This is a genomic window from Moheibacter lacus (assembly GCF_014042165.1).
Taxonomy (GTDB): Bacteria; Bacteroidota; Bacteroidia; order Flavobacteriales; family Weeksellaceae; genus Moheibacter; species Moheibacter lacus.
Genome location: NZ_JACDZE010000001.1, coordinates 1,544,630 through 1,570,640 on the forward strand (window position 1 = coordinate 1,544,630; position 26,011 = coordinate 1,570,640).

Below are 26,011 nucleotides of genomic sequence, written 5' to 3' on the forward strand. Positions count from 1 at the left end.
GCTTTTAAATAGAATGGATCTTGTAGATTCATTTCAAAAAATTATTCCCCAAAAACTGAATCATTATGGTTTTGAAATTTCTGAATTGGATGTACATTTTTTGGATATGCCTCGGGATGGGAATGCTGATTCAGCCCTTTGTTCAGAAAAACTCCAACCTATTTTTTGTTCTACTTTTTGGGCTTTTTGGAGAAATGATGTTGATTCATTTTTTTGCCATTTGGCTTCCCATAAACGAAATTTTTTACGGAGCTAATTTTTTGTTTGCTTCTTTTATAATTCTCATTCGTTTTCAAACCATTAAAACGCAACTGAAATCTTGTTTCGCAGAGTGGGAATCATGGAAAATCCCAATTCAAATTCTGGGAGTTTTGTTGACCACTTTGATTCTGATGCAATCCGCCACCAAGCCTTTTATCGTTGACAATGAAACGTATTATATACAGACCATCAAATGGTTAAATGAATTTGGTTTGGTAAAAGGATTGGCCAATCTTCATTTCTTTTTTGGTCAAATGTCAGGATGGCATTTGTTGCAAAGCGGATTTAATTTTGGTTTTATTTCTAATTCTCTCAATGATTTGAACGGATTTATGATGCTGATTTTCACCTTTTTTTCATTGCATCATCTCAATCGATTTTTTCAAAGCAGAATCACGATGGATCTTTTTTTGGGACTGATTCCGGTAGGTAATTTGTTTTTCTTCCAATTTTTGAGTGCTCCATCTCCAGATCTGCCTGTTTTTTTAATTTCTCAACTCATTTTTTATCTTTTTTATAAAAATTTCATCGACTATCAAGGAGAGTTCAAACTCCTTTTGCTGTTGGTGATTTTCTTGATTTTCATAAAAATAACTGTTTTGCCGCTCTTAATTTTACCATTGGTTTTATTGATCCGACATCAACTTTTTAAAATAGAATGGCGATTTATGATGCTGATAGCGCTGATGTCAATTTCTTTGTATTTCTTGAAGAATTATATTATTTCCGGATATTTGATTTATCCGATTTCCATATTCAGTTCATTGCTAAATCCGGACTGGAAATTGTCTCCTGAAATGGCGAAATTTATGATGCAAAACATGAAAGTCGACTCTTTGACCGGTTTGGATTTTGAAGAAATTCAGCGCCAAAGTTTTTTTGAATATTTTAAAAATTGGTTGTTAGAACCGGGTTTGCGAAGTGTTTTCAATAAATTGATCATCTTGCTTTTATTGATTTTCCCTATTTGGATCAGAAAAAACAAAACCTTGTTTTGGTTGTATATTTATGCTTTGGTTCAGTTTGGTGTTTTGTATTTTACTTCTCCCCAATACCGGTTTTTCATGCCATTGATTACCGGTATGAGCCTGTATATTTTGGCGAAATTATTATTAAACAACTCAAAATTTGTTTTACCGATTTTTGGGTTTTTCGGTTTAATTGCATTAATTCCTTTGCTGTTTTCCATTAACGTTTCTAACATCAAAAACAGTAATTTTATGCCTGATAAATTGGAACCTTATCGATTGAGAAATGTAATAGTTCCGGCAAATATTTCTCTTCATCAATTCGAATATGAAAAAGTAAGAGAAGGAAATTTTGAATACAATTCTCCAATTGGTGAAACTGAATTTTTCTGGATCACCGGCGATGGCGAATTGCCTTGTGTGAACCAATCGATGCTGGAATATTTTAAAAAATGGTACCATGTACGGCCGCAGTTGCGAACCGGAAATCTGGAAGACGGTTTCTATGCCGAAAAGATAAATAAATGAATCACAGCGAATTAAAATCATTTCTGGACGAAAAAGTCCAATTGTACAACCAATTACATTTCATCGATTCTGACCCTATTCAGATTCCACATCGGTTTTCAATGAAAGAAGACATCGAAATTTCAGGATTTCTTGCAGCGACTTTTGCTTGGGGGAATCGTAAAATGATCATCAATAAACTCGATGATTTGATGAATCGAATGGGGAATTCACCTTATGATTTTGTGATGAATTATTCGGATAATGAATTTGAAAAAATAGAAGATTTCAAACATAGGACGATCAATTCAATCGATTTGGATTTTTATTTCAAATCGCTACGGAATATTTATGAAAATCACGGCGGACTGGAAAATTCTTTTCAATTTGATAAATCTGATCAAGACAGTTTTCATGCAATAGAAAAATTTCGCAGTATTTTTCTTCAAATTCCACATCAAATTCGCTCCGAAAAACATCTTTCTAGTCCTTCTAAAAATTCCGCTGCCAAACGGTTGAATATGTTTTTGCGGTGGATGGTGCGAGATGACAATCAAGGCGTAGATTTTGGGATATGGAAGTCCATTTCTACCGCACAATTGGTTTGTCCGTTAGATGTGCATTCAGGAAATGTCGCAAGAAAATTGGGGATTTTAACTCGAAAACAAAACGATTGGAAAGCTGCTTCTGAATTGCAAATGAGGTTAAAAGAATTTGCCCCAAAAGATCCGGTCAAATACGATTTTGCACTTTTTGGTTTGGGTGTTTTTGAAGGTTTTTCAAAACTTTGATTACATTTGAAATCCGATGACGATTCTCCAACTATTTAAAAACCTTTGGCCCTATGTGAAACCTTACCGGTTTTTGGTTTTTGCGGCTTTATTTCTGACGTTAATCGGTTCGTTTACGGCGCAGGTAAATGCATTGACGCTTCAGTATACGGTTGATGAGGTCAATAAATTGGTCGAATCTGGAAAAGGTTTGAATTCAGGTTTAAACATTTTGGTGACGATTTCCTTGATTTTGTTGGGAAAAGAAATCCTAAATGTCATCATCACGTTTGGACAGAAATTTTACGCTGAAAAATTACGGATCTATGTTTCGCGTGATTTAGCACAGGCCGTTGTCGATAAAATTTTAACGTATCGGATGGCTTTTTATACAGCGACGGATAACGAATCGGGTAAGCTGCAAACAAGGATTGACAGAGGAATTGAGAGTTTAACGCGATTGGTTCAAAATTTTTTCATCAATATTTTACCGCTATTTGCGAATTCTTTTATCGCCTTGATTTTAATGTTCAATGCCAATTTTTGGGTAGGATTTGTAGGATTGATGATCGTTCCGGTGTATATTTTTATAACGATCAAACAAGCGAAAACACTAAGTGGCTGGCGCCGAAATATGCGAAATTTCCGTGAAAGCAAAAGCCAGGGAATCGTCAATATCATTCAGTCTATAACGGTTATCAAGTCTTTTAATCGCGAAGAAATCGAGTCGGACAAACAAAATCAAATCCAATACGATTTGACCGAAAATCAATTGAAAACGCAAAAAACAGGCTTTTTATTTAACGGTGCCAAAACGTTCATCGAACAAATCGGAGTCGTGATCATCATCATTTTGACAGCTTATTTGGTTTTGGATGGCCAAATGAGCATCGGGATGATCATGTTTCACATTTTGTTGTTTGGCAATGTAACGGCGCCAATCGGTCAATTGCATCGGATTTTTGATGAAATGAACGATGCGATGATTTATTCGGAAAGTTTCTTCGAAATCTTAAATGCGGACCATGAATCTGAACATTCAGGAACCTATAAGCCGGAAAAATTTGAAGGAAAATTTGAGTTAAAAAATGTAGATTTCGTTTATCCAAACGGAACGCAGGCGCTTTATGATGTGAACATGGAAATTCTGCCCAATAAAATCACTGCGCTCGTAGGGCTAAGTGGGGCAGGGAAGAGTACGATTGTAAATTTGCTCGATAAATTCTACGAACCGACATCTGGCGAAATTTTACTCGATGGAATACCGCTTCGGGATTATGATACCCAATTTTTACGCAACAACATCGGTTTAGTGCTTCAAAAAAACCATATTTTTAGTGGGACGATTGAAGAAAACATCCGTTATGGTAACCCAAATGCTTCAGTAGAATTGGTTCATGAAGCAGCCAAACAAGCTTACATTTATGACCAAGTCATGGATTTGCCAAATCAGTTTGAAAGCAACGCACTTTTGCTTTCCGGCGGGCAACAACAAAGAATTGCTATAGCGCGGATGTTTTTGAAAAATCCTCCGATTATCTTTCTGGATGAGCCCACGGCGAGTTTGGATGCCATCGCAACGGAGCAAATTAAGAACAGTTTGGATGCGATCAAAAAGAACCGAACGGTTGTGATCATTTCGCATAGCATTTCCCAAATCATCGATTCCGATCGGATTTTTGCGATGGAGCATGGAAAGGTGGTGGAGTCTGGTTCACATGAAGAGATTTATAATCAAAATGGCGTATATAAAGGGATATTTGATGCGATGGCGAGAAGTTTAAACATCGATAAAATCGCTAAAACCTTTGATGAAGAAGAAGAAAATTTTTAAAAAATGAAAGAACTAAAAGGAATCCAATATTTGGAAAGGAAACCAAGGATTCAACTGGAGAGAAATCCATTGATTGTATTGATCCATGGTTATGGGAGCAATGAAGCGGATTTGTTCAGTTTTGCAGAAGATTTGCCGGACGAATTTCATGTGGTCAGCGTTCAAGGGATTCATGCATTAGCACCAGATATGTATGCTTGGTACGAAATTGATTTTGTGAACATGGAGAAATTTAACAATGTTCCGCAGGGAATAGAATCGAGGAATCAATTGGTGGAATTTATCGATGGATTTACGACTGAAAATCAATTGGACAAAGAAAATGTTTGGTTGTGTGGATTCAGTCAAGGGGCGATTTTGAGTTATGCTATTGCGCTCAATTTCCCTGAAAAAGTAAAACACATCGCTTGTTTAAGTGGTTATCCAGAGCCAAATTTCATCGGTGAATTTAATTTGGAATTGGATTATTCGCAATTGGATTTTTTCATTTCGCATGGTGTTGACGATATGGTGATTCCGGTGGAATGGGGCAGAAAAGGCAATCCAATTTTGGACGAATTGGGTATCAAAAATGAATATCATGAATACAGAAGTGGACATGGAATTGTTCCGCAAAATTATTGGGATCTGATGTCATGGATGAAGAAAAGTTGAAAGAATTCTAAATTTTAAATTTTGAATTTTGAATGATTCCCAATTCGATTCTTAACTTTGTAAATTATTATTAGAATACATGAATCCACAAGAACAAAAACCCAAAGTAGCGATTTCAGTAGGCGATATCAATGGAATTGGTTACGAAGTAATCGTAAAGGCTTTGGCTGATAAAAATATATTGGATTTTTTCACGCCGGTTATCTTTGGTTCGACCAAACATTTGAATTTCTTTCGAAATCAATTGAAAGATGAAACCATACAGTTTTTTGGGATCAATTCTGCCGATAAGGCCGTCGAAAAGAAAATCAATGTGGTGAATTTATGGAAAGAACCAGCGCAAATGGAGTTTGGGAATGCGACGGAGACTTCCGGTCAAATGGCTTTTGAATCGCTAGAAGCAGCAGCAGCTTCCGTAAAAAATGGAGACTGTGATGTGCTGGTTACCGCGCCAATCAATAAAAAGAATATCCAGTCTAAAGCCTTTAATTTCCCCGGTCATACCGAATATTTAGGAGAAGTCTGGGGTGGAAAACCTTTGATGTTTTTGGTGACGGAGTCCTTAAAAGTCAGTCTGGTGACCCAACATATTCCACTCAAAGATGTGGCTCAAAAAATTTCCAAAGAAGCGATCGTAGAAAAGGTAAATGCTTTGAATGATTCGTTGAAAATGGATTTTGGAGTGCGGAAGCCTAAAATTGCCGTTTTGGGATTGAATCCTCATTCGGGAGACAATGGCTTACTAGGGCAAGAAGAGCAAGAAATCATCATTCCGGCGATCCAATCGCTTTATGAAAAAGGGATGTTGGTGTTTGGACCGTATGCAGCCGATAGTTTTTTCACCCCGTCTAACATAGGATCTTTTGATGCTGTACTTGGGATGTACCATGATCAAGCCTTGATTCCGTTTAAAACTTTGTGTTTTGAAGAAGGCGTGAATTATACCGCTTCTCTTCCTTATGTGCGAACTTCACCGGATCATGGCGTTGCTTATGATATTGCAGGTAAAGGCATAGCTGACGAAACTTCTTTCCGAGAAGCGATTTATATGGCGGTTAATGTTTTCCAAAAACGAGCCGAATACAAAGAATTGACTTCAAATGTTCTTAAAACCAGAGAATTAAAGCCGGAAAGAGAACGATGAATTTAAAAATTCGATTGAATTAAATTTTTAATGAAAAACCTCTTGTTTTTCAACAAGATGTAGTATATTTGCCACCCGTTTGCGTTATGGAGAAGTTGAGGTATTATAGTGTTTCCTTTGCAGGTTTGAGTTTGGGAGTGCATGACTTTGAATTTCAAATAGCGCAGCCGTTCTTTGATTTGTTTGAATTTGAGCAAGATTTTGAGCATCCTGAATTGAAACTTCAGTTGAAATTGGACAAAAAGAACAATTTTTTGGAATTGTTTTTTGATCTGTCCGGAACCATTGAAGTAAATTGCGATTTGACCAATGAGCCTTATCGTGAAGAAATTCAGGGAGCGTCTGAAGTTATCGTAAAGTTTGGAGAAGAATTTGACGATTCAGATGATGAAGTTTGGGTGATCCCGAGAGGAGAGCATCAAATCAATATCGCTCAAATGGTCTATGAAATGACGATTTTGGCTTTGCCCAATAAACGCATTCATCCAGATGTAGCATCAGGAAAAAGCCATTCTGAAATGTTAGAATTGCTTGAGCAATATGGTTTACAAGAGGATGGAGAGACAGCAATCGATTTAAACGAAGAAGAAAATGACCCGAGATGGGAAGCATTGAAAAAATTAAAAAACAATAATAACTGATAATAATTTAAGTTATGGCACATCCTAAGAGACGTCAGTCCACAACCAGAAGAGATAAACGTAGAACGCACTACAAAATTGAAGCTCCACAAATTGCTGTAGACAAAGCAACAGGTGAAGCACACCTTTACCACAGAGCTTACTGGCTAGACGGTAAAATGTACTACAGAGGGAAAGTGGTTATGGAAAAAAACCAAAGTGAAGAAGTAGAATAATTACTTCTTGAAGAAAATTGAAAAGCTGTTTCTGAAAATTTGGGGGCAGCTTTTTCAATTTTTTTATACATTTGATACTTACACCCAAATTTTTTGCAAAAAAAAAGAATTCATTATGGACATTAGAGAAATACAAAACCTAATCAAATTTGTTTCAAAATCAGACGTTGCAGAAGTCAATTTGAAACTGAAAGATATCGAAATCAAAATTAAAAACGTGGGTAGCCAAACGGTAACCTATGCTGCTCAACCTATGATGCAACCTCAAATGCCGGTTGCTGCTCCTGCTGCACAAGCTGCTGCTCCAGCTACTACTTCGGCTGATAAGCCAGTAGAAACCGCAGAGGACAATTCTAAATATGTAACGGTAAAATCACCTATGATCGGAACTTTCTATAGGTCATCTGGACCTGGAAAAGATCCGTTTGTTGCTGTTGGTGATACTGTTTCTTCAGGAAGTGTTTTATGTATAGTTGAAGCGATGAAGTTGTTCAATGAAATCGAATCTGAAGTTTCCGGTAAAATCGTGAAAATTTTGGTAGATGATGCAACACCGATTGAGTACGACCAACCATTGTTCTTAATCGATCCATCTTAATAAATTATGAATTTTGAATTCAATTCAATTCATAAAAATTATTCATTCATAATTTAGAAAACGATGTTTAAAAAAATACTAATTGCCAACCGGGGAGAGATTGCCATGCGCGTGATCAGAACTGCAAAAGAAATGGGAATCAAAACCGTTGCGGTTTATTCGACCGCTGATCGTGATTCTTTACATGTTCGATTTGCAGATGAAGCCGTTTGTATAGGACCTCCGGCCAGTTCAGAGTCCTATTTGAAGATTGCCAATATCATCGCAGCAGCTGAAATCACAGATGCAGATGCCATCCATCCCGGATATGGATTTCTTTCAGAGAACGCCAAATTTTCCAAAACTTGTAAAGACAACGGAATTAAATTCATAGGCGCTTCACCTGAACATATCGACAAAATGGGTGATAAAGCAACTGCCAAAGCTACCATGATCCAAGCAGGCGTTCCAGTTGTTCCGGGCTCAGAAGGGATTTTGAAAGATTATGCTGATGCAAAGAAAATCGCCAAAAAAATAGGCTATCCTGTGATGATCAAAGCCACAGCTGGTGGTGGAGGAAAAGGGATGCGTGCGGTTTGGTCTGAAAAAGAATTGGAAAAACACTTCGAATCTGCCGTTCAAGAAGCGACTGCAGCATTTGGAAACGGTGGGATGTACATGGAGAAATTGATCGAAGAACCCCGCCATATCGAAATCCAAATCGCCGGAGACTCAAGAGGAAAGGCTTGTCATTTGTCTGAAAGAGATTGTTCTGTACAGCGCCGTCATCAGAAATTGGTAGAAGAAACACCTTCACCGTTTATGACACCGGAATTGCGTGAGAAAATGGGTGATGCAGCTGTGAAAGCAGCAGAATTCATCGGATATGAAGGAGTCGGTACTGTGGAGTTTCTTGTAGATAAAAATGGAGATTTCTACTTCATGGAAATGAATACCCGTATCCAAGTTGAACATCCAATCACCGAACAAGTAATCGACTATGATTTGATCAAAGAACAAATTCTTTTGGCTGCAGGTCAACCGATTACAGGAAAAAATTATTTCCCGAAATTGCACTCGATCGAATGTCGAATCAATGCAGAAGATCCTTACAATGGATTCCGTCCTTCTCCGGGTATGATTACCAATATCAATATTCCGGGAGGTCATGGAGTGCGTGTAGATACGCATGTTTATGCAGGTTACCAAATTCCGCCTTATTATGATTCTATGATTGCGAAATTGATCGTGACTTCTCAATCGCGTGAAGAATCTTTGGCCAAAATGAAAAGAGCTTTGGATGAATTCTATATCGAAGGCATCAAAACAACAGTTCCATTTCATCGTCAATTGATGGATGACCCTGAATTTCAGAAAGGAAATTATACCACGAAATTTATGGAAACATTTGAATTGGATCCAAGCTATGCGGATTCCTTTTCAGAATTATAAATAGTAAAAAATTAGCAAAAGCCGGATGAGTAAATCGTCCGGCTTTTTTATTTTGATTTTAACTTATTCTAAATATAAATAATTGAAATACAATTATTTAAAATTAATCTTTCTAAGTTTTGCCTTACATTTGAATTACAAAAATGAAACGCCATGAAAGTAAAATTAGCCCAATGCTGCGGAAATTGTGAACATTTTATCAATGGACAACTTTGTGCCGTACAAGAGATCGTTGTAAGTGAAAATCAAGTGTGTGAAGCCTATACGTTCAAACCGGTGTTGCATCGCGAAGATGATTGTTTGAAATGCTCAAAATTCCAAACGACCAACTGTGCCCATCCTGCAAAAGCAAGTGAAGGTATCATGTGTACCGTTTGGCTTCCAAGAATGGGACAGGTTTAAACTCCTAATTGTTTTTATTTACATGGAAAGGGAAATCAAAAAGGTTTCCCTTTTTTGTTGTTCTAGACTTTCACTTTTTTCCATTTTCCTTTTCTAAATAAAATTATTCCGGCAATGGAAATAGCGGTTTCTGCAATCGGGATGGCTAAAAACACACCCATTTCATCTAGGTCAAAATACTGAGCCAAAACGTATGCGAGCGGAATTTGTAAAAACCAAAATCCAAATAGATTGATCCAAGTTGGTGTCCAAGTATCACCTGAACCGTTAAAAGCATTGACCATCACCATCCCGATTCCATAGAAAACGTATCCGCAACTCATGATGAAGATCGCTTGTTTGGCAACCTGTACCACTTCCAAATCATTGGTGAAATACGGCATGATATTTCCGGCAAATAAAAAGGTGAGTATCATGATGATGCTCATGTAAACAACATTAAATCTCGCCGTTAGGAAAACCGACTTTGTTGCTCTTTCTAATTGGTTTGCGCCCATGTTTTGTCCAACTAGAGTTGCAGCTGCATTACTCAGTCCCCAAGCCGGAAGCATGAAAAACATCATGATCCTTAAAGCGGTTTGGTAGCCTGCAGATGCTTCGTCTCCACCGGACTCTGCAACCAATTTGGCAAGTACGATCCAACTACAAGAAGCAATCACAAACTGCATCACAGCCGGTGCAGCTATTTTGATGATCGATCTAATTTGTTCCCAATCCGGTAAGAATTGATGGAGTTTGATTTGTAAAGATTTGGAATTAAAAAACAAATGATAGCACTGATAAATGACACCGATGCTTCTTCCAGTTGTGGTTGCAATAGCTGCTCCGGTCAAACCCCAACCTTCAAAATTCCCAATTCCCATCACAAAAATTGGTGCGAGGATGATGTTGCATAAATTGGCAATCCAAAGACTTTTCATAGCAATCGCAGCATTTCCTGTTCCTCGGAAAATTCCATTGATCAGAAAAAGCAATACGATGCTGATGCTTCCGCCCATCATGATTTGGACAAATGTTTTTCCATATTCGGCCGAAGCCTCTGAAGAACCCATCAATAATAGGATTTCCTTTGCGTAAATCACGCCCAAAATGCTTAATAACAAATTAATGCAAAACGAAATCAATAAGGTTTGGGCGCCGGCTTTGGCGGCGGCTTCCGGATTCTTTTCACCAATTCGTCTCGCCACAATAGCCGTTACAGCCATACTTAGTCCGATGCATAGCGAATAGATGATTGTCAATACGGATTCCGTAAGTCCGACCGTTTGAACAGCAAAACTGCTGTTTTCCAAATGTCCGACGAGATAAAGGTCGACCAATGCAAATACCGATTCCAATACCATTTCCAACATCATCGGGATAGCCAATAAAATCACGGCTTTGTTGAGATTTCCTTTGGTATAATCAAATTCTGCTTCTCCTTTTAAAGATTGGAGAATCAATTTGAAATAATGGGTGAATTTTTCTTTTTGATAAATGGATGACATAAAAAATAGCTTAAATTGAAAAATGAAATTGGTTTTCCTAGGTATAATTCTTACGCAAAGAATCCTATAGCTATTATTTCCATGATATTGATTTGAAAAAGCAAATTTAGAATAAAATGTAAAAAGTAGATTGACTTTTAAGAAAATAAAAAAGATCCTTATTTCTAAGAATCTTTTACGTTTTATAGTTTACATTATACAATTGTATCACTTTCCTTTATACGGACTTGCGTTATAATATTCCATCGCTTTTGGCATGATGGCTTGGATTTGAGCGATGCGGTTGCCCGGACTTGGGTGCGTACTCAAAAACTCCGGTGGTGTTTGTTGGCCAGATGAAGCTTGTTGCATTCTTTCCCAGAAAGCAGTTGCTTCCTGTGGGTTATATCCAGCCATCGCCATTAAATATAGTCCGGCTTCGTCAGCATCCAACTCCATGCTTCTTCCATATTTTAACATCCCCAATTGAGCACCCATTGGGTACAATTGATTGAAAATTCCATTCCATTGTTCGTTAGAAATTGCCATATTTCCACCAACCATGATTCCTTGAGCGACCATTGCGTTTGAAACTTGTTCTGCGCTATGTCCAGCCAAAGCATGCGAAACTTCGTGACCCATCACGACCGCTACACCGGTTTCATTTTTACAAACCGGTAAAATTCCGGTATAAAATGCTACTTTACCGCCCGGCATACACCAAGCGTTCAATTGTTCGTTTTTGATTAAATTAAATTCCCATTCGTAGCCTTGAAGAGCACTTCCATGACCATTTTCCGCATAAAATTTCTCAGCAGCATATTTGATTCTTTGCCCTACGTTTTTGATCATTTTGGCGTCAGCAGAGGTATTGTCAACTTGACTTTGGTCCAGTACTTCATCGTATTGCGCAAATGCTTGTGGAAATAATTCCGCGTTTGAAACCAAAGCAAGGGATTGTCTTCCGGTTAATGGATTGGTAGCACATGACCAAAACATAAGTACGACGATCGGTAATGCAATATATTTTTTCATTTTTTAGGATTTTAGAAATTCAATTTACAACTATTATTCCAAAACTATTTTCCCAATTTTCTTTTGATTTCATTTAATTTCATCAAAGCTTCAACGGGCGTTAAGGTGTTGATGTCCAAACCGATTAATTCTTCCCGGATGGATTCTAAAATAGGGTCATCCAATTGGAAGAAACTCAACTGCATATTTTCTTCTGTAATTTTTTTCGTTTTATCCGCTATCTTTTCATTTACTTGCGAATTTTCCAGCGTTTTCAACACTTCATTCGCTCTTTTCAAAACCCAATGTGGCATCCCGGCCATTTTTGCGACATGAATCCCGAAACTATGTTCACTACCTCCAGCAACCAATTTCCGCATAAACAATATTGTGTCGTTTGCTTCTTTGACGCTGACATTGAAGTTTCGAATTCGTGGGAATGATTTGGTCATTTCATTCAATTCATGGTAATGGGTAGCAAATAAGGTTTTAGGACGAATTTTTCCTTCGTGCAAAAATTCTGAAATTGCCCAAGCAATCGAAATCCCATCATACGTACTCGTACCACGCCCGATTTCATCCAGAAGAATTAAACTTCTCTCCGACAAATTATTTAGTATGCTCGCTGTTTCATTCATTTCGACCATAAAAGTGGATTCACCGGAAGAAATATTGTCCGAAGCCCCTACTCGGGTGAAAATTTTATCAACGATTCCGATTTCAGCTGATTTGGCCGATACGAAACATCCGATTTGCGCCATGATGACGATCAAAGCCGTTTGACGTAAAAGAGCTGATTTACCCGACATATTGGGTCCCGTAATCATGATGATTTGTTGTTCTTTTGGAGCCAAAGCTACACTGTTGGCAATATAATTCTCGCCCGGTTTCAATAGTTTTTCGATCACCGGATGTCTTCCATCTTCGATCAATAAATCCAATTTATCGGTCATTTTTGGGCGGACATAATGGTTTTGCATCGCCAATTCTGCAAAATTGGAAAGCACATCCAATTGAGCCAAAATTTGTGCGGAATTTTGAATTGAGGTCAGATGATCAGATAGATATTCTAAAAGTGCTGAGAATAGATTGGTTTCCAGCGCAAGAATTCTTTCCTCTGCTCCGAGAATCTGGTTTTCGTATTCTTTTAACTCTGCGGTGATGTAACGTTCTGCATTGACCAGCGTTTGTTTACGGATCCAGTCCTGCGGAACTTTGTCTTTATGGGTATTTCGAACTTCGATATAATAGCCGAAAACATTGTTAAAGGAGACTTTCAAATTAGGGATTCCGCTTTTTTCAGACTCTCTGATGCGCAATTCTTCCAAATAATTTTTACCCTTATTTTGAAGTCCTCTTAAATGATCCAATTCTTCAGAAATTCCTTCTGCGATCACATTTCCTTTCCCGATTTGGTGAGGCGGATCTTCTGAAAGTTGAGTCAACAAATGGGTGTAAACTTTGGTCCAATCATCCAATTGATCAATTAAAAAAGAAATGGATTTTTCTTTTTCTAAATTTTCTTTGATTTCAGAAGTGGTTTGTAGACTTTGTGCCAGAGATAGCAATTGTCTGGGCGTGATTCTTCCTGTCGAAATCTTTCCCGCCATCCTTTCTAAATCACTGATGGAAGAAATTTTTTCTCGAAGAAATATTCTTTTTTCGTCTTTTTTTAGAAAATAATCGACGACTTCATGTCTGGCTTTGATTTTTTCAATATCCTTTAAAGGCATGACTATCCAACGGTTGAGCAATCGCGCACCCATTGCGGAACTGGTTTTGTCTAAAATGTTTAAAAGCGTGACCGAATCAGGATGAGGCGAATGAATCAATTCTAAATTCCGGATGGTAAATGGATCCATCCACACAAAACTATTTTCATCCAATCTTTGGATTTGAGTAATGTGTTGTATATCAAAATGATGCGTTTCATCTAAATAAGAAAACACAGCACCTGCAGCGATTGTTCCCAATCGTAGATTTTCTATTCCAAACCCTTTCAAAGATTTCACTTTAAAGTGTTGGGTCAATTTGTCCATGGCATAATCCAGTTGAAATGCCCAATCCTCTATTTGGAATAGGCTTTTCACTTCCGGAAGGTCTAATTTTTTTCTTTTTTGGTAAATGATTTCGCTCGGGCGAAAGGATTGAACCAATTTATGAAAATGGTTTTTATTTCCTTCAGAAACTAGAAATTCACCGGTTGAAATATCCAAAAGCGCAATCCCATACTGGTTTTCTGATTCATGAACGGCCATCAGGAAATTATTGGTTTTGGAAGAAAGTACTTCGTCGTTGAGTGCAACCCCCGGCGTAACCAATTCCGTTACGCCACGTTTTACGATGGTTTTGGTTAGTTTAGGATCTTCCAGTTGATCACAAATCGCGACTCTTAAACCGGCTCTGACGAGTTTGGGTAAATAGGTGTCCAAAGCGTGATGTGGAAATCCTGCCAATTCGATGTGCGAAGCAGAACCGTTGGCACGTTTGGTTAAAACGATATCGAGGATTTTAGAACAACGGATCGCATCATCACCAAATGTTTCATAAAAGTCACCCACACGAAACAGCAATAAAGCATCAGGATATTTGGCTTTGATGCTATTGTATTGTTGCATGAGGGGAGTTTCTTTTTTTGCCAATTTCTTTTGTTTTAAGGAGTGCTAAGTTAACGAAATTGTCTGTTTCAGAAATGAATGTTGAAAAATTGGGGAGTAGGGATTTTATGAAATCCAATTGTATTTCATCTATGAATTATCGAATTTTGCGTCATGAGAAAATTGAAATTAGAAGAATTGGGAAGAATATCGGTTGAAGAATTCAAAGAAACCGATAAAATTCCGGTGGTTGTTATCATGGACAATGTTCGTTCTGCCCATAATATTGGCTCTGTTTTTCGGACAGCCGATGCTTTTTTAATTGAAAAAGTTTTTCTCTGTGGTATTTCTCCGACGCCTCCCAATAAAGAAATCAGGAAAACGGCTTTGGGAGCGACGGAAAGTGTGGATTGGGAACAAGTGGATGAGATTGGTGAATTGATCGAGAGGTTAAAAGGAGATGGTTATAAAATTCTATCCATAGAACAAGCAGAAGGAAGTACGAATTTGTCTGATTTAGAATTGGATGTAAAAGAAAAATGTGCTGTTGTGTTTGGTAATGAAGTAGATGGCGTTCAACAATCTGTTATCAATCAAAGTGATATTTGTGTTGAAATTCCGCAAGGAGGGACCAAACATTCCTTGAACGTAAGTGTTTGTGCAGGAGTATTGTTATGGGAATTTTATAAGAAATTCGAAATTTCTTGATTATATAATTATTTTTGTTTTTCTAAATGAATTCGTTTCAAAAAATCATCATTTTTCCATTTGTTGTTTTGGTTAGGTTTTACCAAATGGCGATTTCTCCTTGGTTGGGAAACAATTGCCGATTTACACCAACTTGTTCGCACTATATGTTGGAGGCTTTACGAACCCATGGATTGATAAAAGGTTTATATTTGGGGACGAAAAGAATTTTTAAATGCCACCCATGGGGTGGAAGCGGGTATGATCCCGTTCCTAAAAAAGAAAAAATATGACAAATTTATTTTTGGCGATTACCTGGAACATCGATCCGGTTTTATTTGATTTTGGATTTATCAAGATTCATTATTATAGTTTGATGTGGATTTTGGCGTTTATGATGGGATGGTTTGTGATGAAAAAAATCATGGAGATCGATAAAGTTGACGTTAGATTATTGGATCCTTTGTTTTTATATGCATTTCTAGGCGTAATCATCGGTGCGAGATTGGGTGAATTGTTTTATAATTTCGATACTTATATGGGTATGCCTTTAGGGCAATCTTTACTTGAAGTTTTTCTTCCTGTTCAGCGAAATCCGGAAGCTTCCTCCTTTTTTGGATTGTTGCAGGGATATGAGTTTTCAGGATTCAGGGGATTGGCGAGTCATGGGGCGACATTAGGTTTTTTGACTACGGCTTATTTGTTTAACCGTAAGTATTTAAAACGAAATCTTTTGTGGTTATTGGATAGAGTTGCGATAACAGTTCCATTGGGTGGAGCAGCGATCCGAGTTGGGAATTTCATCAATTCTGAAATAGTTGGTAAGGAAACAGATCTTCCATGGGCGGTAAAATTTGTGCAACAAAGTGCTGGATATGGTGAGGTCGTTGCAAGACATCCAGCTCAATTGTACGAAGCGATTTGTTATGTGATCATTTTCTTTATCATTTGGCACATCTATAGAAAAACGGATAAAAAATATTTTCAAGGTTATATTTTCGGATTGTTTTTCGTGCTTTTATGGTGTGTGCGCTTTTTTGTCGAATTCTTCAAAGAAGACCAGGGTGATGAATTTGTAGCAGAAGCTTTGAATATAGGATTAAATAACGGTCAGATTTTGAGTATTCCATTTATCATCATTGGATTAGTCGTAATGATTACTTCAAAAAATAGACAATATAAAGATCAATAGTTATGAAAAAGGACCTTATAGCCATTTTACTCTTGACTATAGTTTTGGGATGTGAAAAAAGCAATTCATCTACGGTTTCAGAAGCAGAAGATGTTCAAGTTGAAATTGAATATACCAAAAACGGAGAATTGGAATTTCTGAATGAAAATGCGGAACCTATTAAAAAAATCGATATTGAAATTGCTGATACGCCCAATAAAAGAGCCAGAGGATTGATGGACCGATCTAAACTGGGAGAAACTCAAGGCATGATATTCATTTTCAATGATGACGAAATCCGTCCACATACTTTTTATATGAAAGACACACGTATTCCGTTGGATATCATGTATTTTGATAAAGATTCGGTGTTGATCAACATCGCGAGAAATGCGCAGCCCGGAGCAGATTCAAAATTGGCCGGTGGAACGGTAGATGGCGCGGCTTCTGACTCAAAATTTGTAGTGGAAGTCAATGGTGGATTGGCAGATCAATGGGGTATAAAAGAAGGTATTACAAAAATCCGTTGGAATCAAAATTAATTTTTTATATTTATTCTAACTTAAAATTTTTGAAATATGGGAATGATCAAAGAATTCAAAGAATTTGCTTTTAAAGGCAATGTTATAGACCTCGCAGTCGGTGTCATCATTGGAGCTGCATTTGGGGCAATCATCAGTTCGGCTGTTGATGACGTCATTACGCCATTGATTTTAACTCCGGTAATGGAGGCGTCAGGAGTGGCTAATTTAGAACAGTTGGCATGGAATGGTGTGAAATATGGTAATTTTATTTCAGCAATAATTAAATTCATTTTAATTGCAATAGTACTTTTCTTCTTAATCAAAGGTGCTAATAAGTTGAATAAAAAAGAAGAAGCAGCACCCGCAGGGCCTTCAAATGAGGAAGTTTTATTAACGGAAATTCGCGACATCCTTAAAAACAAATAATTAATATTTTCAATATATAGCCGGTTTGATGACCGGCTTTTTTTATGTTCAATTTTTTGTGAGATTTTTTTGAGAGTATATTTCATAAAATGATATCATTCAAGTTATATTCAAATATCATTTTGTTAAAATACTTGATGGTTGTACATCAACAAAACACGCCAAGTTGTTTAAAATAATTCTGGACTTTGCTCAAGGCTCTCAACCTACAACTCCTTTGAAGTTATAAACAGTCAGCATATAGGCTTAGGTTCTATAACGCACCACGTATAGTTTCTATTTTTTGATAAGAGCTCATTTTTAGAAATGCACACAGTTTGATTTTACTTTAAATATAATTAGAAAGTGAATGGATTTGTTTTGGAGATTTGTCAAAATAAAAAAGGATGCCTTTGGAGCATCCTTTTTTTATATTTTAATTTATTAGATTACTGTTGGTACTCAACACCATCTATAGATTCACCATAAGGTTTGAAGATCACGCGACGGTTTTCTAAATTTTTCCAAGCTGGACAGTTAGAAACTGGATCGCATTCTTTGTGTTTCAAATCAGATTCACCTTTTCCTACAGGGACCATTTGGTCTGAAGATACACCTTTGTTTACTAAATAACGTACTACAGAAGCGGCTCTTCTTTCAGATAGATTTTGGTTGTAAGTTACACTTCCTGCAGCATCAGTATGTCCTTCTACATAGAATTTATAAGTTGGATGTGCCTGAAGGATATCAAAAGCGGCATTTAATTTTGGATAAGAAACTTCTCGGATGACATCTTTATCATAATCGAACTCAATTCCTTGTAATAAGTCAGAAATACTTGATGCGATCGTTCCTATACTAACTTCAACGATAGGTTTTGGACAACCGTTATTGGTCGGAGGGCCAGGGATTGTCGGACATTCGTCGATAGAGTCAAATACACCGTCGTTATCAGTATCCAAAGGACAACCTGCTCCATCAACTTTGATTCCTTCCGGTGTGTCTGGACATTTGTCATATAGGTTACAAACTCCATCATTGTCATCATCTGCACAAGGAACATTGGCAGCAGCCGGAATAGCTGAAATAGAGGTCAAAGGATCATGCCACTGTAAAGATTCTTCGTGTTTGCCTAATTTGAAATGGGCACCGATTGATAAGGTCAACATATTATCATCACGACCTTCTTCTATATCGGCCAATGTAAATACTCCTGGAATTGGAGCGCCTGATGCGTCAAATTCTTCGTCACCAGTCATGACATACATGGCTTTCATCTCTAAATCAAATCTTCTGCTTAATTTGTAACGGAGTCCGGTTCCGACTTGTGCATAAAAAGATCTGTCATCTAAATCTATATCGTCGATGGTTCTCCATTGGTTATGACGACTTCCGTCACCATAGTTATACCTGGCTTTTCTTTCTGCTTCATAGCCTATTAATCCTGCACCAGCGTAAACATGCCAAGCCCATCTGTAAGGAGAATCATTGTCAATTCTTCTAAATAGATTGCTTAAGTTTAAATCACCAATTAAACTAATACCATAATACTCGGTTTTTCCATCCCAAGCATTGATATAGTTTTGTTGATTTCCTTCACCATATTGACGAGTTTTTCCGTATTGTCCCATAAGGGCAATGCCAAAAGCATGTGTTACTTCTTTGGTAACGGACAATTGGAAATCATATCCAGGGATAAATTTACCATCCCCCCAAGAAACCAAATCAGAATTTTGTAGAGCATTGGCTCCTACAAATGCAGAAATGTACCAATCGTTGAAATCTTTTTCAGCGTTGGTGAATTTTGTGGTTTCAGGTTTTTGAGCTAAAGAGTCGGTTGTTTGTTGTGCTTTTATAAACACAAAACATAACAATGTTAAAGAGAGTAAATAAATTTTTCTCATAGATTGTTGTTTGGGTCGGTTAAAACAATTTTTCAATTAATATTGAGGCAAATTTAATAAAATAATCCGTTAAAAAACTATATCCTAATCTTTTTTACGAAGTTTCTGGAAAATAGTTGGTGATGTGGAACCATTAAATTTTTACTTTCAAATACAATTTGATTGAAAACCAATAAATCTATATCGATGATTCGGTCTTGGTATTTTTGATCCGTTTTTTCATAAGTTCGTCCCATCTTTTTTTCTATTGATTTGATTGTTTTCAGGATTGACATGGGCGATAAGACGGTGTTCAATTGGATGATTTGATTAAGAAAATCATATTTAGATTCAAATCCTTCTGGCGCGGTTTCGATGATTTTAGAACATTTTTCAATTGTCCCAATTTCTTTCTCAATGCATAGCCGAGCAGTTTTTAAATTCGATTCCCGGTCATTTAAATTCGAACCGAGTAACAATTGTATAGTGTTTTGCGACATATGTCACAAAGTAATTAAATTTAGTTTTAAATGAAAAAATTTTTTGGAAATGTATTTGCAGTAATCGTCGGTAACGTCCTAACATTCACATTGATAGGGTTGGTTGTTGGTGGGATTGCATTATTTTCTTTGGCTAGTACTTGGTTTGAGTCGAGTGGGCCGAGAGAGGGTTCTGTGTTAGAAATTACCTTAGAAGCTCCGGTAAAAGAAAGTACCATGGACAACGAAGTCAGTTTATTTTCGCCACCTCCTGGGTCTGAAGTTTATTTTAGAGAAATTTTAAGATCCATAGAAGCTGCAAAAGAAGATGATAAAATTAAAGGAATTAGCCTAAAAGTGCAGCACTTTCAAGGTGGTACAACCCAGTTGACCGATATCCGAAATGCTTTGTTGGATTTTAAAACCTCCGGTAAATTCATATATGCATATTCGCACAACGCCACACAAGGTGCTTATTATTTGAATTCGGTAGCAGATTCTATTTTTCAAAATCCTATGGGGATGGTTTTGGTTCAAGGTCTAAGTGCGGAAGTCATGTTCTTTAAAAATTTTGGAGACAAATATGGTGTAAACTTTCAAGTGATCCGTCATGGAGCTTATAAATCTGCTGTTGAGCCTTATTTACGTGAAGATTTGTCACCGGAAAACCGCGAGCAACTTTCTGTTTTGTTGAATGATATTTGGGGGAATTTCTCTACGGATATGGCAAAATCCAGAAAGATGTCTGATGAAGATTTTAAAATGGTAGTCGATAGTCTGTACAGTTTCAATCCTGCAAAAGCATTGTCATTTAAATTGGTCGATAAAATTTCGCATGAAGCGGTGTATAAAAAAGCATTGGCAGATCGATTGGAATTAGAAACAGAAAAAGATAAAACCATAGAAGAAGTTTTGGACAAACATACCATTGCTTTGACCAAATATGCTACTACGCTTAAGCCTGAAAAGGGGAGAGATCAAGTTGCGGTTTTGTATGCTTCTGGAACCATTATGCCGGGCGAATCATATTCCGGAATTCAGTCTGAGGTTTACAAAAAAACCATTCGGGATTTAAAGGAAGATAAAAATGTAAAAGCAGTTGTTTTGCGTGTCAATTCTCCGGGAGGAAGTGCAGATGCTTCAGAAGAAATTCTATATGAATTAAGAGAATTGCGTAAGGAAAAACCGTTGATCGTATCATTTGGAGATGTGGCTGCTTCTGGTGGATATTATATCGCGATGGAAGCAGATTCGATTTTTGCAAATCCCAATACGATTACAGGGTCAATTGGTGTGCTTGGCATGATTCCATCTGTGAAAAAATTGGTGAATAATGTTGGGATAACCACAGATTATGTTAATACGAACCAAAATTCAGATTTCTTAAAAACACCATTCAAACCGTTATCAGATTCCGGAATTCAAACCATGACGCTTATGACAGAAAGTGTTTATGAAATCTTTGTTAAACATGTGATGAAAGCCAGAGGGATGACTTTTGAGCAAGTGGATGCGATCGGTGGTGGTAGAGTTTGGTCTGGGGAGCAAGCTGTGAAACTGGGCTTGGTTGATAGAATTGGGTCGTTGGAAGATGCGATCAGTTCAGCTGCTGATTTGGCTGAATTGGAAAATTATTCCGTGATGAGTTATCCGTTCCGCAAAGGAGGTTTTGAAGAGTTTTTACAAGAATATCAGACCACAAAAGCCGAAACCATGGTTCGGGAAGAATTAGGTCAAGAATACTTTCAACTTTATCAAGAATTAAAATTCATGCGAGAATTTAAAGGAATTCAGTTGAGAATGGAATTTGATATCAATTTGAATTAATTCAAATTCAATAAAATTCATAAAAAAAGGGTCTCTTAAACTAAGGACCCTTTTTTTTATGGTTAAATTAAATTTATTCTCCTCCTTGCATTTCAAAGTCTCCTGAAACTTCACCTTGTTCTCTTCTTTGGTCTTTTTTGGATTGGTTAAATCTATACGTGAAAGTCAGATTGATGGATCTTACATTCCATCTGTTTCTGCTTTCCATATAGAAATCATCTCCAAAAGATTCAATTTCAAATGCACGTGAGTTGAACAAATCCCGAACGCTTAAAGAAAGGGTTGCATTGTCATTCCAAAAATCTTTGTTGACAGAAAGATCTGCTGAATACATGGGTTTTCTTTCGCTTTGCGCCGATTTCATACCGGCTCTATAATTACCTGAAAGCTGAACTGAAAATTTAGCCGGTAGAGTGAAAACGTTGTTCAATCGGCCAAACCAGCTGAATCCTTCACCATCAAAATTGGTCGTAGTCGAAACGCTTGCTCCACTTTGATTGATATAAGTATCTGTATATTCTCCTTCTGTTTTGTATCCAAATAGATTGACGTTCCCCATCATGTTCCACCATTTTACCGGTTTGTAAGTAAAGGTCAATTCTCCACCATATCTGGATTCCGTCCCGACATTTATAGGACGTGTAACGATCGCTCCGGTTGCATTAATCGCCTGATAGCGTTGGATATTATCTTGGGTGTTGGAATAATAAACGTTTGGTGTAATCATTAATTTCCCAATTTTGGCTACGTAGGACAATTCATAAGAATCTGTGTACTGCGGATCCAAATCCGGATTTCCCATGAAAAGATTTCGGTTGTTTGAATAAGAAGTAAATGGAATCAAATCCCAACCTCTTGGACGACGAATTCTTCTCGAGTAGCTAATTTGCAATTGGTTGTCATTTTCAAATTCGTAGTTTAAAAATAAACTTGGAAAGAAATCGACATAATTTTTACGTGTAGTATTTTCGTTCAAAATGGATTTGACCGTAATGTCCGAATTCTCCATACGCAATCCTGCAAAAAAGGAAAATTGCCCAAATCCTTGACCATATTGAGCATAAGCCGCATATACATTTTGTCTGTAGTCCGTTCTGTTGGCAAATTCAGGTTTTGAAACCCAACCATCTGTAGACAAACTGTCTACTGAAAAATCGGTTAAAGTTCCTTCTGATTCTCCTCTTGCACCTATTTCCAGTCTGCCTTTTTCTCCAAATGGATACACATAATCAGCTGAAATGATGAACCGATTTTGGTATTCTGAACTAAATGATCTCTCCGTAGAATTGACCGCATTTCCTGTCTCCCGCAAATCCCCAATTTCTGTTTCTTCAGAATAAGTTCCTCGGGCATCAATAGTGAATTCATGTCCCGGATCTAAAAATTCGTGTTTATAATTGAAATTTCCTTCAGCGCTATAATCATCTTCTTTCTCTCTTTCGGTTCTTAAAGAATTGGCAACGTTAAATAAATTTTCATCATAATCAGCATAATGAAGGTCTGATTGATTTTCGTTTTTTCCATATCGATAATTTCCGGAAACCGTAAAAGTATTTCGATCGTCTAAATAATATTCGGTTCCCAGCATGATGTTGTAGCCATCATTGATCCGAGTCGACTCTCTATTCATGTCTTCATATCTTGGCACACCTAGTGAATCAAATCGGGTTGTATAAGAACTTCCTTCACGGTCTCTTTCTGCATAGCGATAACTCAGGTTGCTAAATAAATTCCACTTTCCGGTTCTATAATTTAAATTTGCAGAAGCACCGACTGTAGTTGGGATGCCTCCGTTGATATTAATAGAACCATTAAAACCTTGAAGTTTCCCTTTTTTCAAAATGATGTTTATGATTCCGGCGCTTCCTTCGGCCTCAAATCGGGCAGAAGGATTGGTTACCACTTCGATTCTTTCCACGACATCTGCCGGCAAACTTTGGAGTGCAGTTGCCGGATCTGAAATTCCAACCAATGAGGAAGGTTTTCCATCGATCAGAATGCGAACTCCTTCATTGCCGCGCAAACTTACGTTTCCTTCGCCATCAACCTGAACGGACGGTACGTTTTGTAAAGCATCAGAAACAGAGCTTCCTTTTGCCATTTGGTCTTGTGAAAGGTCATAAACTTTTTTGTCCAACTCCATTTTGTAAATAGGATTGGAACCGGTAATGGTCGCTCCTTCCAAACTCACTACTGAATTTTCAGCCATTTTAAAACTCCCCAAATTTTTATTTTGGGTAACTTCTATGGGTTGTTCATAAGTGTTTCCGGTAAAGGATTCGATATACAAAATATAATTTCCGGCGGGTGATTCAATGGTGAAATTTCCAGCTGCATCTGTAACAGTTCCGGCAATTTCCATAAAGGTTTCTACTTCTTGAATAGAAATAGTCGCATATTCAAGCGGTTGATTTTCTGTGTTGGTAACTTTTCCGGTTAATGTGAATTCTTGTCCGAAGCTGATCAGGCAGCATAATAGAATGGGGATAGAAAAAAGTTTTTTGGCTAACATTGTCTAACTAAATATAATTACAATAAAAATGCCTCCGGTTGAAGAAGGCATTTACTCGGTTTAAAATTCAAGATTATTTTACCGCCGTTTTAATTGCGGCTTTTTCTTGCTTTTCTTTTTCTTTAATTGCATCAAATTGTTCTGATTTTTTTATTTGTTCCGGCGTCAATACTGCGTTTATTTCTTGCTTTTGTTTGTCGTTAAGATTTTTGAAGTCTGCAGCAGTTCCAGATTTGCGCAAAGTGGATTTCTCGGTTTTGTACTTTTCTTGAATGTCCGAAATTTGCTGTTTCTGCGTGCTGTTTAAATTTAAATATGCACTCCATTCATCAAAATTGTTTTTCTTTTCAACTTTGACGGAAGTAGATGACATGCTTTTTTCTTGTGCAAATGAAAAACCTGCAAAAGCAAAAACCATCATGACTAGTAAGATTTTTTTCATAATTTTTTGTTTTTAATTATCCAATAATAAGCCAAATGAATAACGAAAATAATAATTTTTTGTTAAACTTTAATAAGCTTTTGCATACAAGACTTTGAATTTTGCAGGATTTCCCGAATAAAAATCAACTTTTCCTTCTAAATCTACCTCTGAAAAAGGAATACAGCGAATTGTGGCTTTTGTTTCTGCTTTGATTTTTTCTTCTGTTTCGGACTCTCCATCCCAATAAGCAGAAATAAATCCGGTTTTATTCTCCAAAACATCTTTGAATTCTTCAAAATTGGAAACCTCAGTGGTGTGATTGGCTCGGAAATCTTTTGCTTTGTTGAAAATATTTTCCTGAATTTCATCTAATTTCTGTTCAATGGTTTCAGCTAGACCTTCTAATTTTTCAAAGGATTTTTCCAGCGTGTCTCTTCTGGCCATTTCCACTTGACCATTTTCTAAATCACGTGGTCCTATGGCGATTCTTAACGGAACACCTTTTAACTCATATTCATTGAATTTCCATCCCGGTTTAACATTGTCATCATCATCAAATTTTACCGAAATTCCCTTTTGTTTCAATTCGTTGGACAATTTTAAAGCGACTTCAGCAATCGCATTTTTCTGTTCGTCATTTCGATGAATCGGAACGATTACAACTTGAATTGGTGCCAATTTTGGAGGTAAGACAAGTCCATTGTCATCAGAATGCGTCATGATAAGTGCCCCAATGAGTCGGGTAGAAACACCCCATGAAGTTGCCCAGACATAATCAAGTGTACCTTCTTTTGAAGCGAATTTCACATCAAAAGCTTTGGCGAAATTTTGTCCTAAAAAGTGAGAAGTTCCTGCTTGGAGCGCTTTTCCATCTTGCATGAGTGCTTCGATGCATAAAGTTTCTTCCGCTCCCGCAAATCTTTCATTTGGGGTTTTGGTGCCTTTTATCACCGGAATCCCCATGAATTCTTCTACAAATTCAGCATAGACATCCAGCATTTTTTTTGTTTCGTCCCAAGCTTCCTCTTTGTTTGCATGGGCAGTATGTCCTTCTTGCCATAAAAATTCGGCGGTACGCAAAAACAAACGGGTACGCATTTCCCATCGTACGACGTTTGCCCATTGGTTAATTAAAATCGGTAAATCCCGATAAGACTGGATCCAATTTTTATAAGTGCTCCAAATAATGGCTTCAGAAGTAGGTCGAACTACTAATTCTTCTTCCAATTTTGCTTCAGGGTCGACGATGAGTTTTCCCGGATTTTCCACATCATTTTTCAGGCGATAATGTGTCACTACAGCACATTCTTTTGCAAATCCTTCTGCGTTTTTTTCTTCGGCTTCAAATAAACTTTTTGGAACAAATAATGGGAAATAGGCATTTTGATGACCTGTTTCTTTGAACATTTTGTCCAATTGTTGTTGCATTTTTTCCCAAATAGCATAACCATATGGTTTGATGACCATACAACCTCTTACTTTTGAGTTTTCTGCCAATCCGGTTTGTGTTACTAACTCATTGTACCACTTAGAGTAATCTTCATTTCTTGGTGTAAGTTTTGCCATCTTTAAAATTTAACAGTTATGAACTTTAACA

The 26,011-nt window shown here is 37.2% G+C and carries 24 protein-coding genes; 16 read left to right on the top strand and 8 right to left on the bottom strand.

Annotated features, from left to right (window positions below):
• The first annotated feature begins 65 nt into the window (after nucleotides 1-65).
• From HU137_RS07210 to HU137_RS07255, 10 genes are all read left to right on the top strand, one after another.
• Nucleotides 66-1,757 (top strand): LIC_10190 family membrane protein, encoded by a 1,692-nt coding sequence (locus HU137_RS07210; protein WP_182043107.1) that lies wholly within the window; start codon nucleotides 66-68, stop codon nucleotides 1,755-1,757.
• Entirely contained in the window at nucleotides 1,754-2,527 is a 774-nt protein-coding gene (locus tag HU137_RS07215) for a TIGR02757 family protein (RefSeq protein WP_182043108.1), read from the top strand. Before HU137_RS07210 ends, HU137_RS07215 begins: the two co-directional genes overlap by 4 nt.
• Nucleotides 2,528-2,543: 16 nt before the next feature.
• Entirely contained in the window at nucleotides 2,544-4,340 is a 1,797-nt protein-coding gene (locus HU137_RS07220) for an ABC transporter ATP-binding protein (RefSeq protein ID WP_182043109.1), read from the top strand.
• A gap of 3 nt (nucleotides 4,341-4,343) precedes the next feature.
• Nucleotides 4,344-4,994, top strand: a complete 651-nt coding sequence (locus tag HU137_RS07225) for an alpha/beta hydrolase (RefSeq protein ID WP_182043110.1) — start codon at nucleotides 4,344-4,346, stop codon at nucleotides 4,992-4,994.
• 79 nt (nucleotides 4,995-5,073) lie between these two features.
• Complete coding sequence (gene pdxA, locus HU137_RS07230; protein WP_182043111.1) at nucleotides 5,074-6,138, top strand: 4-hydroxythreonine-4-phosphate dehydrogenase PdxA; 1,065 nt, start codon at nucleotides 5,074-5,076, stop codon at nucleotides 6,136-6,138.
• A gap of 86 nt (nucleotides 6,139-6,224) precedes the next feature.
• Entirely contained in the window at nucleotides 6,225-6,779 is a 555-nt protein-coding gene (locus tag HU137_RS07235) for a YceD family protein (RefSeq protein ID WP_182043112.1), read from the top strand.
• A gap of 14 nt (nucleotides 6,780-6,793) precedes the next feature.
• Entirely contained in the window at nucleotides 6,794-6,994 is a 201-nt protein-coding gene (rpmF, locus tag HU137_RS07240) for a 50S ribosomal protein L32 (protein ID WP_182043113.1), read from the top strand.
• Nucleotides 6,995-7,109: 115 nt separating this feature from the next.
• On the top strand, nucleotides 7,110-7,592 hold the full coding sequence (gene accB, locus HU137_RS07245; RefSeq protein WP_182043114.1) for an acetyl-CoA carboxylase biotin carboxyl carrier protein: 483 nt from the start codon (nucleotides 7,110-7,112) through the stop codon (nucleotides 7,590-7,592).
• A 63-nt stretch (nucleotides 7,593-7,655) separates the two neighbouring features.
• Nucleotides 7,656-9,023, top strand: a complete 1,368-nt coding sequence (accC, locus tag HU137_RS07250; protein WP_182043115.1) for an acetyl-CoA carboxylase biotin carboxylase subunit — start codon at nucleotides 7,656-7,658, stop codon at nucleotides 9,021-9,023.
• A gap of 153 nt (nucleotides 9,024-9,176) precedes the next feature.
• A complete protein-coding gene (locus HU137_RS07255) occupies nucleotides 9,177-9,425 on the top strand; it encodes a hypothetical protein (RefSeq protein WP_182043116.1) in 249 nt (82 codons plus the stop codon).
• 62 nt (nucleotides 9,426-9,487) lie between these two features.
• Here HU137_RS07255 and HU137_RS07260 read toward each other — a convergent pair whose 3' ends face one another.
• From HU137_RS07260 to mutS, 3 genes are all read right to left on the bottom strand, one after another.
• The gene (locus tag HU137_RS07260) at nucleotides 9,488-10,912 is read right to left on the bottom strand and encodes an MATE family efflux transporter (RefSeq protein ID WP_182043117.1); all 1,425 of its coding nucleotides are present in this window, start codon (nucleotides 10,910-10,912) and stop codon (nucleotides 9,488-9,490) included.
• A 207-nt stretch (nucleotides 10,913-11,119) separates the two neighbouring features.
• Nucleotides 11,120-11,926, bottom strand: a complete 807-nt coding sequence (locus HU137_RS07265; protein WP_182043118.1) for a M48 family metallopeptidase — start codon at nucleotides 11,924-11,926, stop codon at nucleotides 11,120-11,122.
• 44 nt (nucleotides 11,927-11,970) lie between these two features.
• Nucleotides 11,971-14,523, bottom strand: coding sequence for a DNA mismatch repair protein MutS (mutS, locus tag HU137_RS07270; RefSeq protein WP_182043337.1), 2,553 nt, complete (start codon nucleotides 14,521-14,523; stop codon nucleotides 11,971-11,973).
• Nucleotides 14,524-14,676: 153 nt separating this feature from the next.
• Here mutS and HU137_RS07275 point away from each other — a divergent pair, with 153 nt between their 5' ends.
• From HU137_RS07275 to mscL, 5 genes are read left to right on the top strand one after another with little or no spacing between them, the layout of a single operon-like run.
• On the top strand, nucleotides 14,677-15,210 hold the full coding sequence (locus tag HU137_RS07275) for an RNA methyltransferase (RefSeq protein ID WP_182043119.1): 534 nt from the start codon (nucleotides 14,677-14,679) through the stop codon (nucleotides 15,208-15,210).
• Between the two features lie 26 nt (nucleotides 15,211-15,236).
• Nucleotides 15,237-15,482 (top strand): membrane protein insertion efficiency factor YidD, encoded by a 246-nt coding sequence (gene yidD, locus HU137_RS07280; protein WP_182043120.1) that lies wholly within the window; start codon nucleotides 15,237-15,239, stop codon nucleotides 15,480-15,482.
• Nucleotides 15,479-16,381: a prolipoprotein diacylglyceryl transferase gene (gene lgt / locus HU137_RS07285; protein ID WP_182043121.1), complete on the top strand. Its 903-nt coding sequence runs from the start codon at nucleotides 15,479-15,481 to the stop codon at nucleotides 16,379-16,381. Before yidD ends, lgt begins: the two co-directional genes overlap by 4 nt.
• Nucleotides 16,382-16,383: 2 nt before the next feature.
• Nucleotides 16,384-16,902 (top strand): DUF192 domain-containing protein, encoded by a 519-nt coding sequence (locus HU137_RS07290; protein WP_182043122.1) that lies wholly within the window; start codon nucleotides 16,384-16,386, stop codon nucleotides 16,900-16,902.
• 36 nt (nucleotides 16,903-16,938) lie between these two features.
• Entirely contained in the window at nucleotides 16,939-17,310 is a 372-nt protein-coding gene (gene mscL, locus HU137_RS07295) for a large conductance mechanosensitive channel protein MscL (RefSeq protein ID WP_246361489.1), read from the top strand.
• 428 nt (nucleotides 17,311-17,738) lie between these two features.
• Here mscL and HU137_RS13085 read toward each other — a convergent pair whose 3' ends face one another.
• Both HU137_RS13085 and folK read right to left on the bottom strand, forming a co-directional pair.
• A complete protein-coding gene (locus tag HU137_RS13085; RefSeq protein ID WP_182043123.1) occupies nucleotides 17,739-19,193 on the bottom strand; it encodes an OmpA family protein in 1,455 nt (484 codons plus the stop codon).
• Between the two features lie 77 nt (nucleotides 19,194-19,270).
• Nucleotides 19,271-19,672 (bottom strand): 2-amino-4-hydroxy-6-hydroxymethyldihydropteridine diphosphokinase, encoded by a 402-nt coding sequence (folK, locus tag HU137_RS07305; RefSeq protein ID WP_182043124.1) that lies wholly within the window; start codon nucleotides 19,670-19,672, stop codon nucleotides 19,271-19,273.
• Between the two features lie 30 nt (nucleotides 19,673-19,702).
• On the opposite strand from folK, the gene sppA reads away from it, so the two are divergent.
• The gene (sppA, locus tag HU137_RS07310; protein ID WP_182043125.1) at nucleotides 19,703-21,478 is read left to right on the top strand and encodes a signal peptide peptidase SppA; all 1,776 of its coding nucleotides are present in this window, start codon (nucleotides 19,703-19,705) and stop codon (nucleotides 21,476-21,478) included.
• A 73-nt stretch (nucleotides 21,479-21,551) separates the two neighbouring features.
• On the opposite strand, the gene HU137_RS07315 is transcribed toward sppA, so the two are convergent.
• The 3 genes from HU137_RS07315 to proS form a co-directional block, all read right to left on the bottom strand.
• Nucleotides 21,552-23,990, bottom strand: a complete 2,439-nt coding sequence (locus HU137_RS07315; protein WP_182043126.1) for a TonB-dependent receptor domain-containing protein — start codon at nucleotides 23,988-23,990, stop codon at nucleotides 21,552-21,554.
• 73 nt (nucleotides 23,991-24,063) lie between these two features.
• Entirely contained in the window at nucleotides 24,064-24,432 is a 369-nt protein-coding gene (locus HU137_RS07320) for a hypothetical protein (protein ID WP_182043127.1), read from the bottom strand.
• A 69-nt stretch (nucleotides 24,433-24,501) separates the two neighbouring features.
• On the bottom strand, nucleotides 24,502-25,980 hold the full coding sequence (proS, locus tag HU137_RS07325) for a proline--tRNA ligase (protein ID WP_182043128.1): 1,479 nt from the start codon (nucleotides 25,978-25,980) through the stop codon (nucleotides 24,502-24,504).
• Nucleotides 25,981-26,011 lie beyond the last annotated feature (31 nt).

Excerpts from the sequence above, each read along its gene's own strand:
- HU137_RS07265 (WP_182043118.1), bottom strand. The coding sequence starts at position 11,926 with ATGAAAAAATATATTGCATTACCGATCGTCGTACTTATGTTTTGGTCA.
- folK (WP_182043124.1), bottom strand. The coding sequence starts at position 19,672 with ATGTCGCAAAACACTATACAATTGTTACTCGGTTCGAATTTAAATGAC.
- HU137_RS07290 (WP_182043122.1), top strand. The coding sequence starts at position 16,384 with ATGAAAAAGGACCTTATAGCCATTTTACTCTTGACTATAGTTTTGGGA.
- lgt (WP_182043121.1), top strand. The coding sequence starts at position 15,479 with ATGACAAATTTATTTTTGGCGATTACCTGGAACATCGATCCGGTTTTA.
- accB (WP_182043114.1), top strand. The coding sequence starts at position 7,110 with ATGGACATTAGAGAAATACAAAACCTAATCAAATTTGTTTCAAAATCA.
- HU137_RS07275 (WP_182043119.1), top strand. The coding sequence starts at position 14,677 with ATGAGAAAATTGAAATTAGAAGAATTGGGAAGAATATCGGTTGAAGAA.
- HU137_RS07255 (WP_182043116.1), top strand. The coding sequence starts at position 9,177 with ATGAAAGTAAAATTAGCCCAATGCTGCGGAAATTGTGAACATTTTATC.
- HU137_RS07235 (WP_182043112.1), top strand. The coding sequence starts at position 6,225 with ATGGAGAAGTTGAGGTATTATAGTGTTTCCTTTGCAGGTTTGAGTTTG.
- pdxA (WP_182043111.1), top strand. The coding sequence starts at position 5,074 with ATGAATCCACAAGAACAAAAACCCAAAGTAGCGATTTCAGTAGGCGAT.
- HU137_RS07215 (WP_182043108.1), top strand. The coding sequence starts at position 1,754 with ATGAATCACAGCGAATTAAAATCATTTCTGGACGAAAAAGTCCAATTG.
- sppA (WP_182043125.1), top strand. The coding sequence starts at position 19,703 with ATGAAAAAATTTTTTGGAAATGTATTTGCAGTAATCGTCGGTAACGTC.
- yidD (WP_182043120.1), top strand. The coding sequence starts at position 15,237 with ATGAATTCGTTTCAAAAAATCATCATTTTTCCATTTGTTGTTTTGGTT.
- HU137_RS07320 (WP_182043127.1), bottom strand. The coding sequence starts at position 24,432 with ATGAAAAAAATCTTACTAGTCATGATGGTTTTTGCTTTTGCAGGTTTT.
- accC (WP_182043115.1), top strand. The coding sequence starts at position 7,656 with ATGTTTAAAAAAATACTAATTGCCAACCGGGGAGAGATTGCCATGCGC.
- HU137_RS07210 (WP_182043107.1), top strand. The coding sequence starts at position 66 with ATGGTTTTGAAATTTCTGAATTGGATGTACATTTTTTGGATATGCCTC.
- HU137_RS13085 (WP_182043123.1), bottom strand. The coding sequence starts at position 19,193 with ATGAGAAAAATTTATTTACTCTCTTTAACATTGTTATGTTTTGTGTTT.
- HU137_RS07220 (WP_182043109.1), top strand. The coding sequence starts at position 2,544 with ATGACGATTCTCCAACTATTTAAAAACCTTTGGCCCTATGTGAAACCT.
- mutS (WP_182043337.1), bottom strand. The coding sequence starts at position 14,523 with ATGCAACAATACAATAGCATCAAAGCCAAATATCCTGATGCTTTATTG.
- mscL (WP_246361489.1), top strand. The coding sequence starts at position 16,939 with ATGGGAATGATCAAAGAATTCAAAGAATTTGCTTTTAAAGGCAATGTT.
- proS (WP_182043128.1), bottom strand. The coding sequence starts at position 25,980 with ATGGCAAAACTTACACCAAGAAATGAAGATTACTCTAAGTGGTACAAT.
- rpmF (WP_182043113.1), top strand. The coding sequence starts at position 6,794 with ATGGCACATCCTAAGAGACGTCAGTCCACAACCAGAAGAGATAAACGT.
- HU137_RS07315 (WP_182043126.1), bottom strand. The coding sequence starts at position 23,990 with ATGTTAGCCAAAAAACTTTTTTCTATCCCCATTCTATTATGCTGCCTG.
- HU137_RS07225 (WP_182043110.1), top strand. The coding sequence starts at position 4,344 with ATGAAAGAACTAAAAGGAATCCAATATTTGGAAAGGAAACCAAGGATT.
- HU137_RS07260 (WP_182043117.1), bottom strand. The coding sequence starts at position 10,912 with ATGTCATCCATTTATCAAAAAGAAAAATTCACCCATTATTTCAAATTG.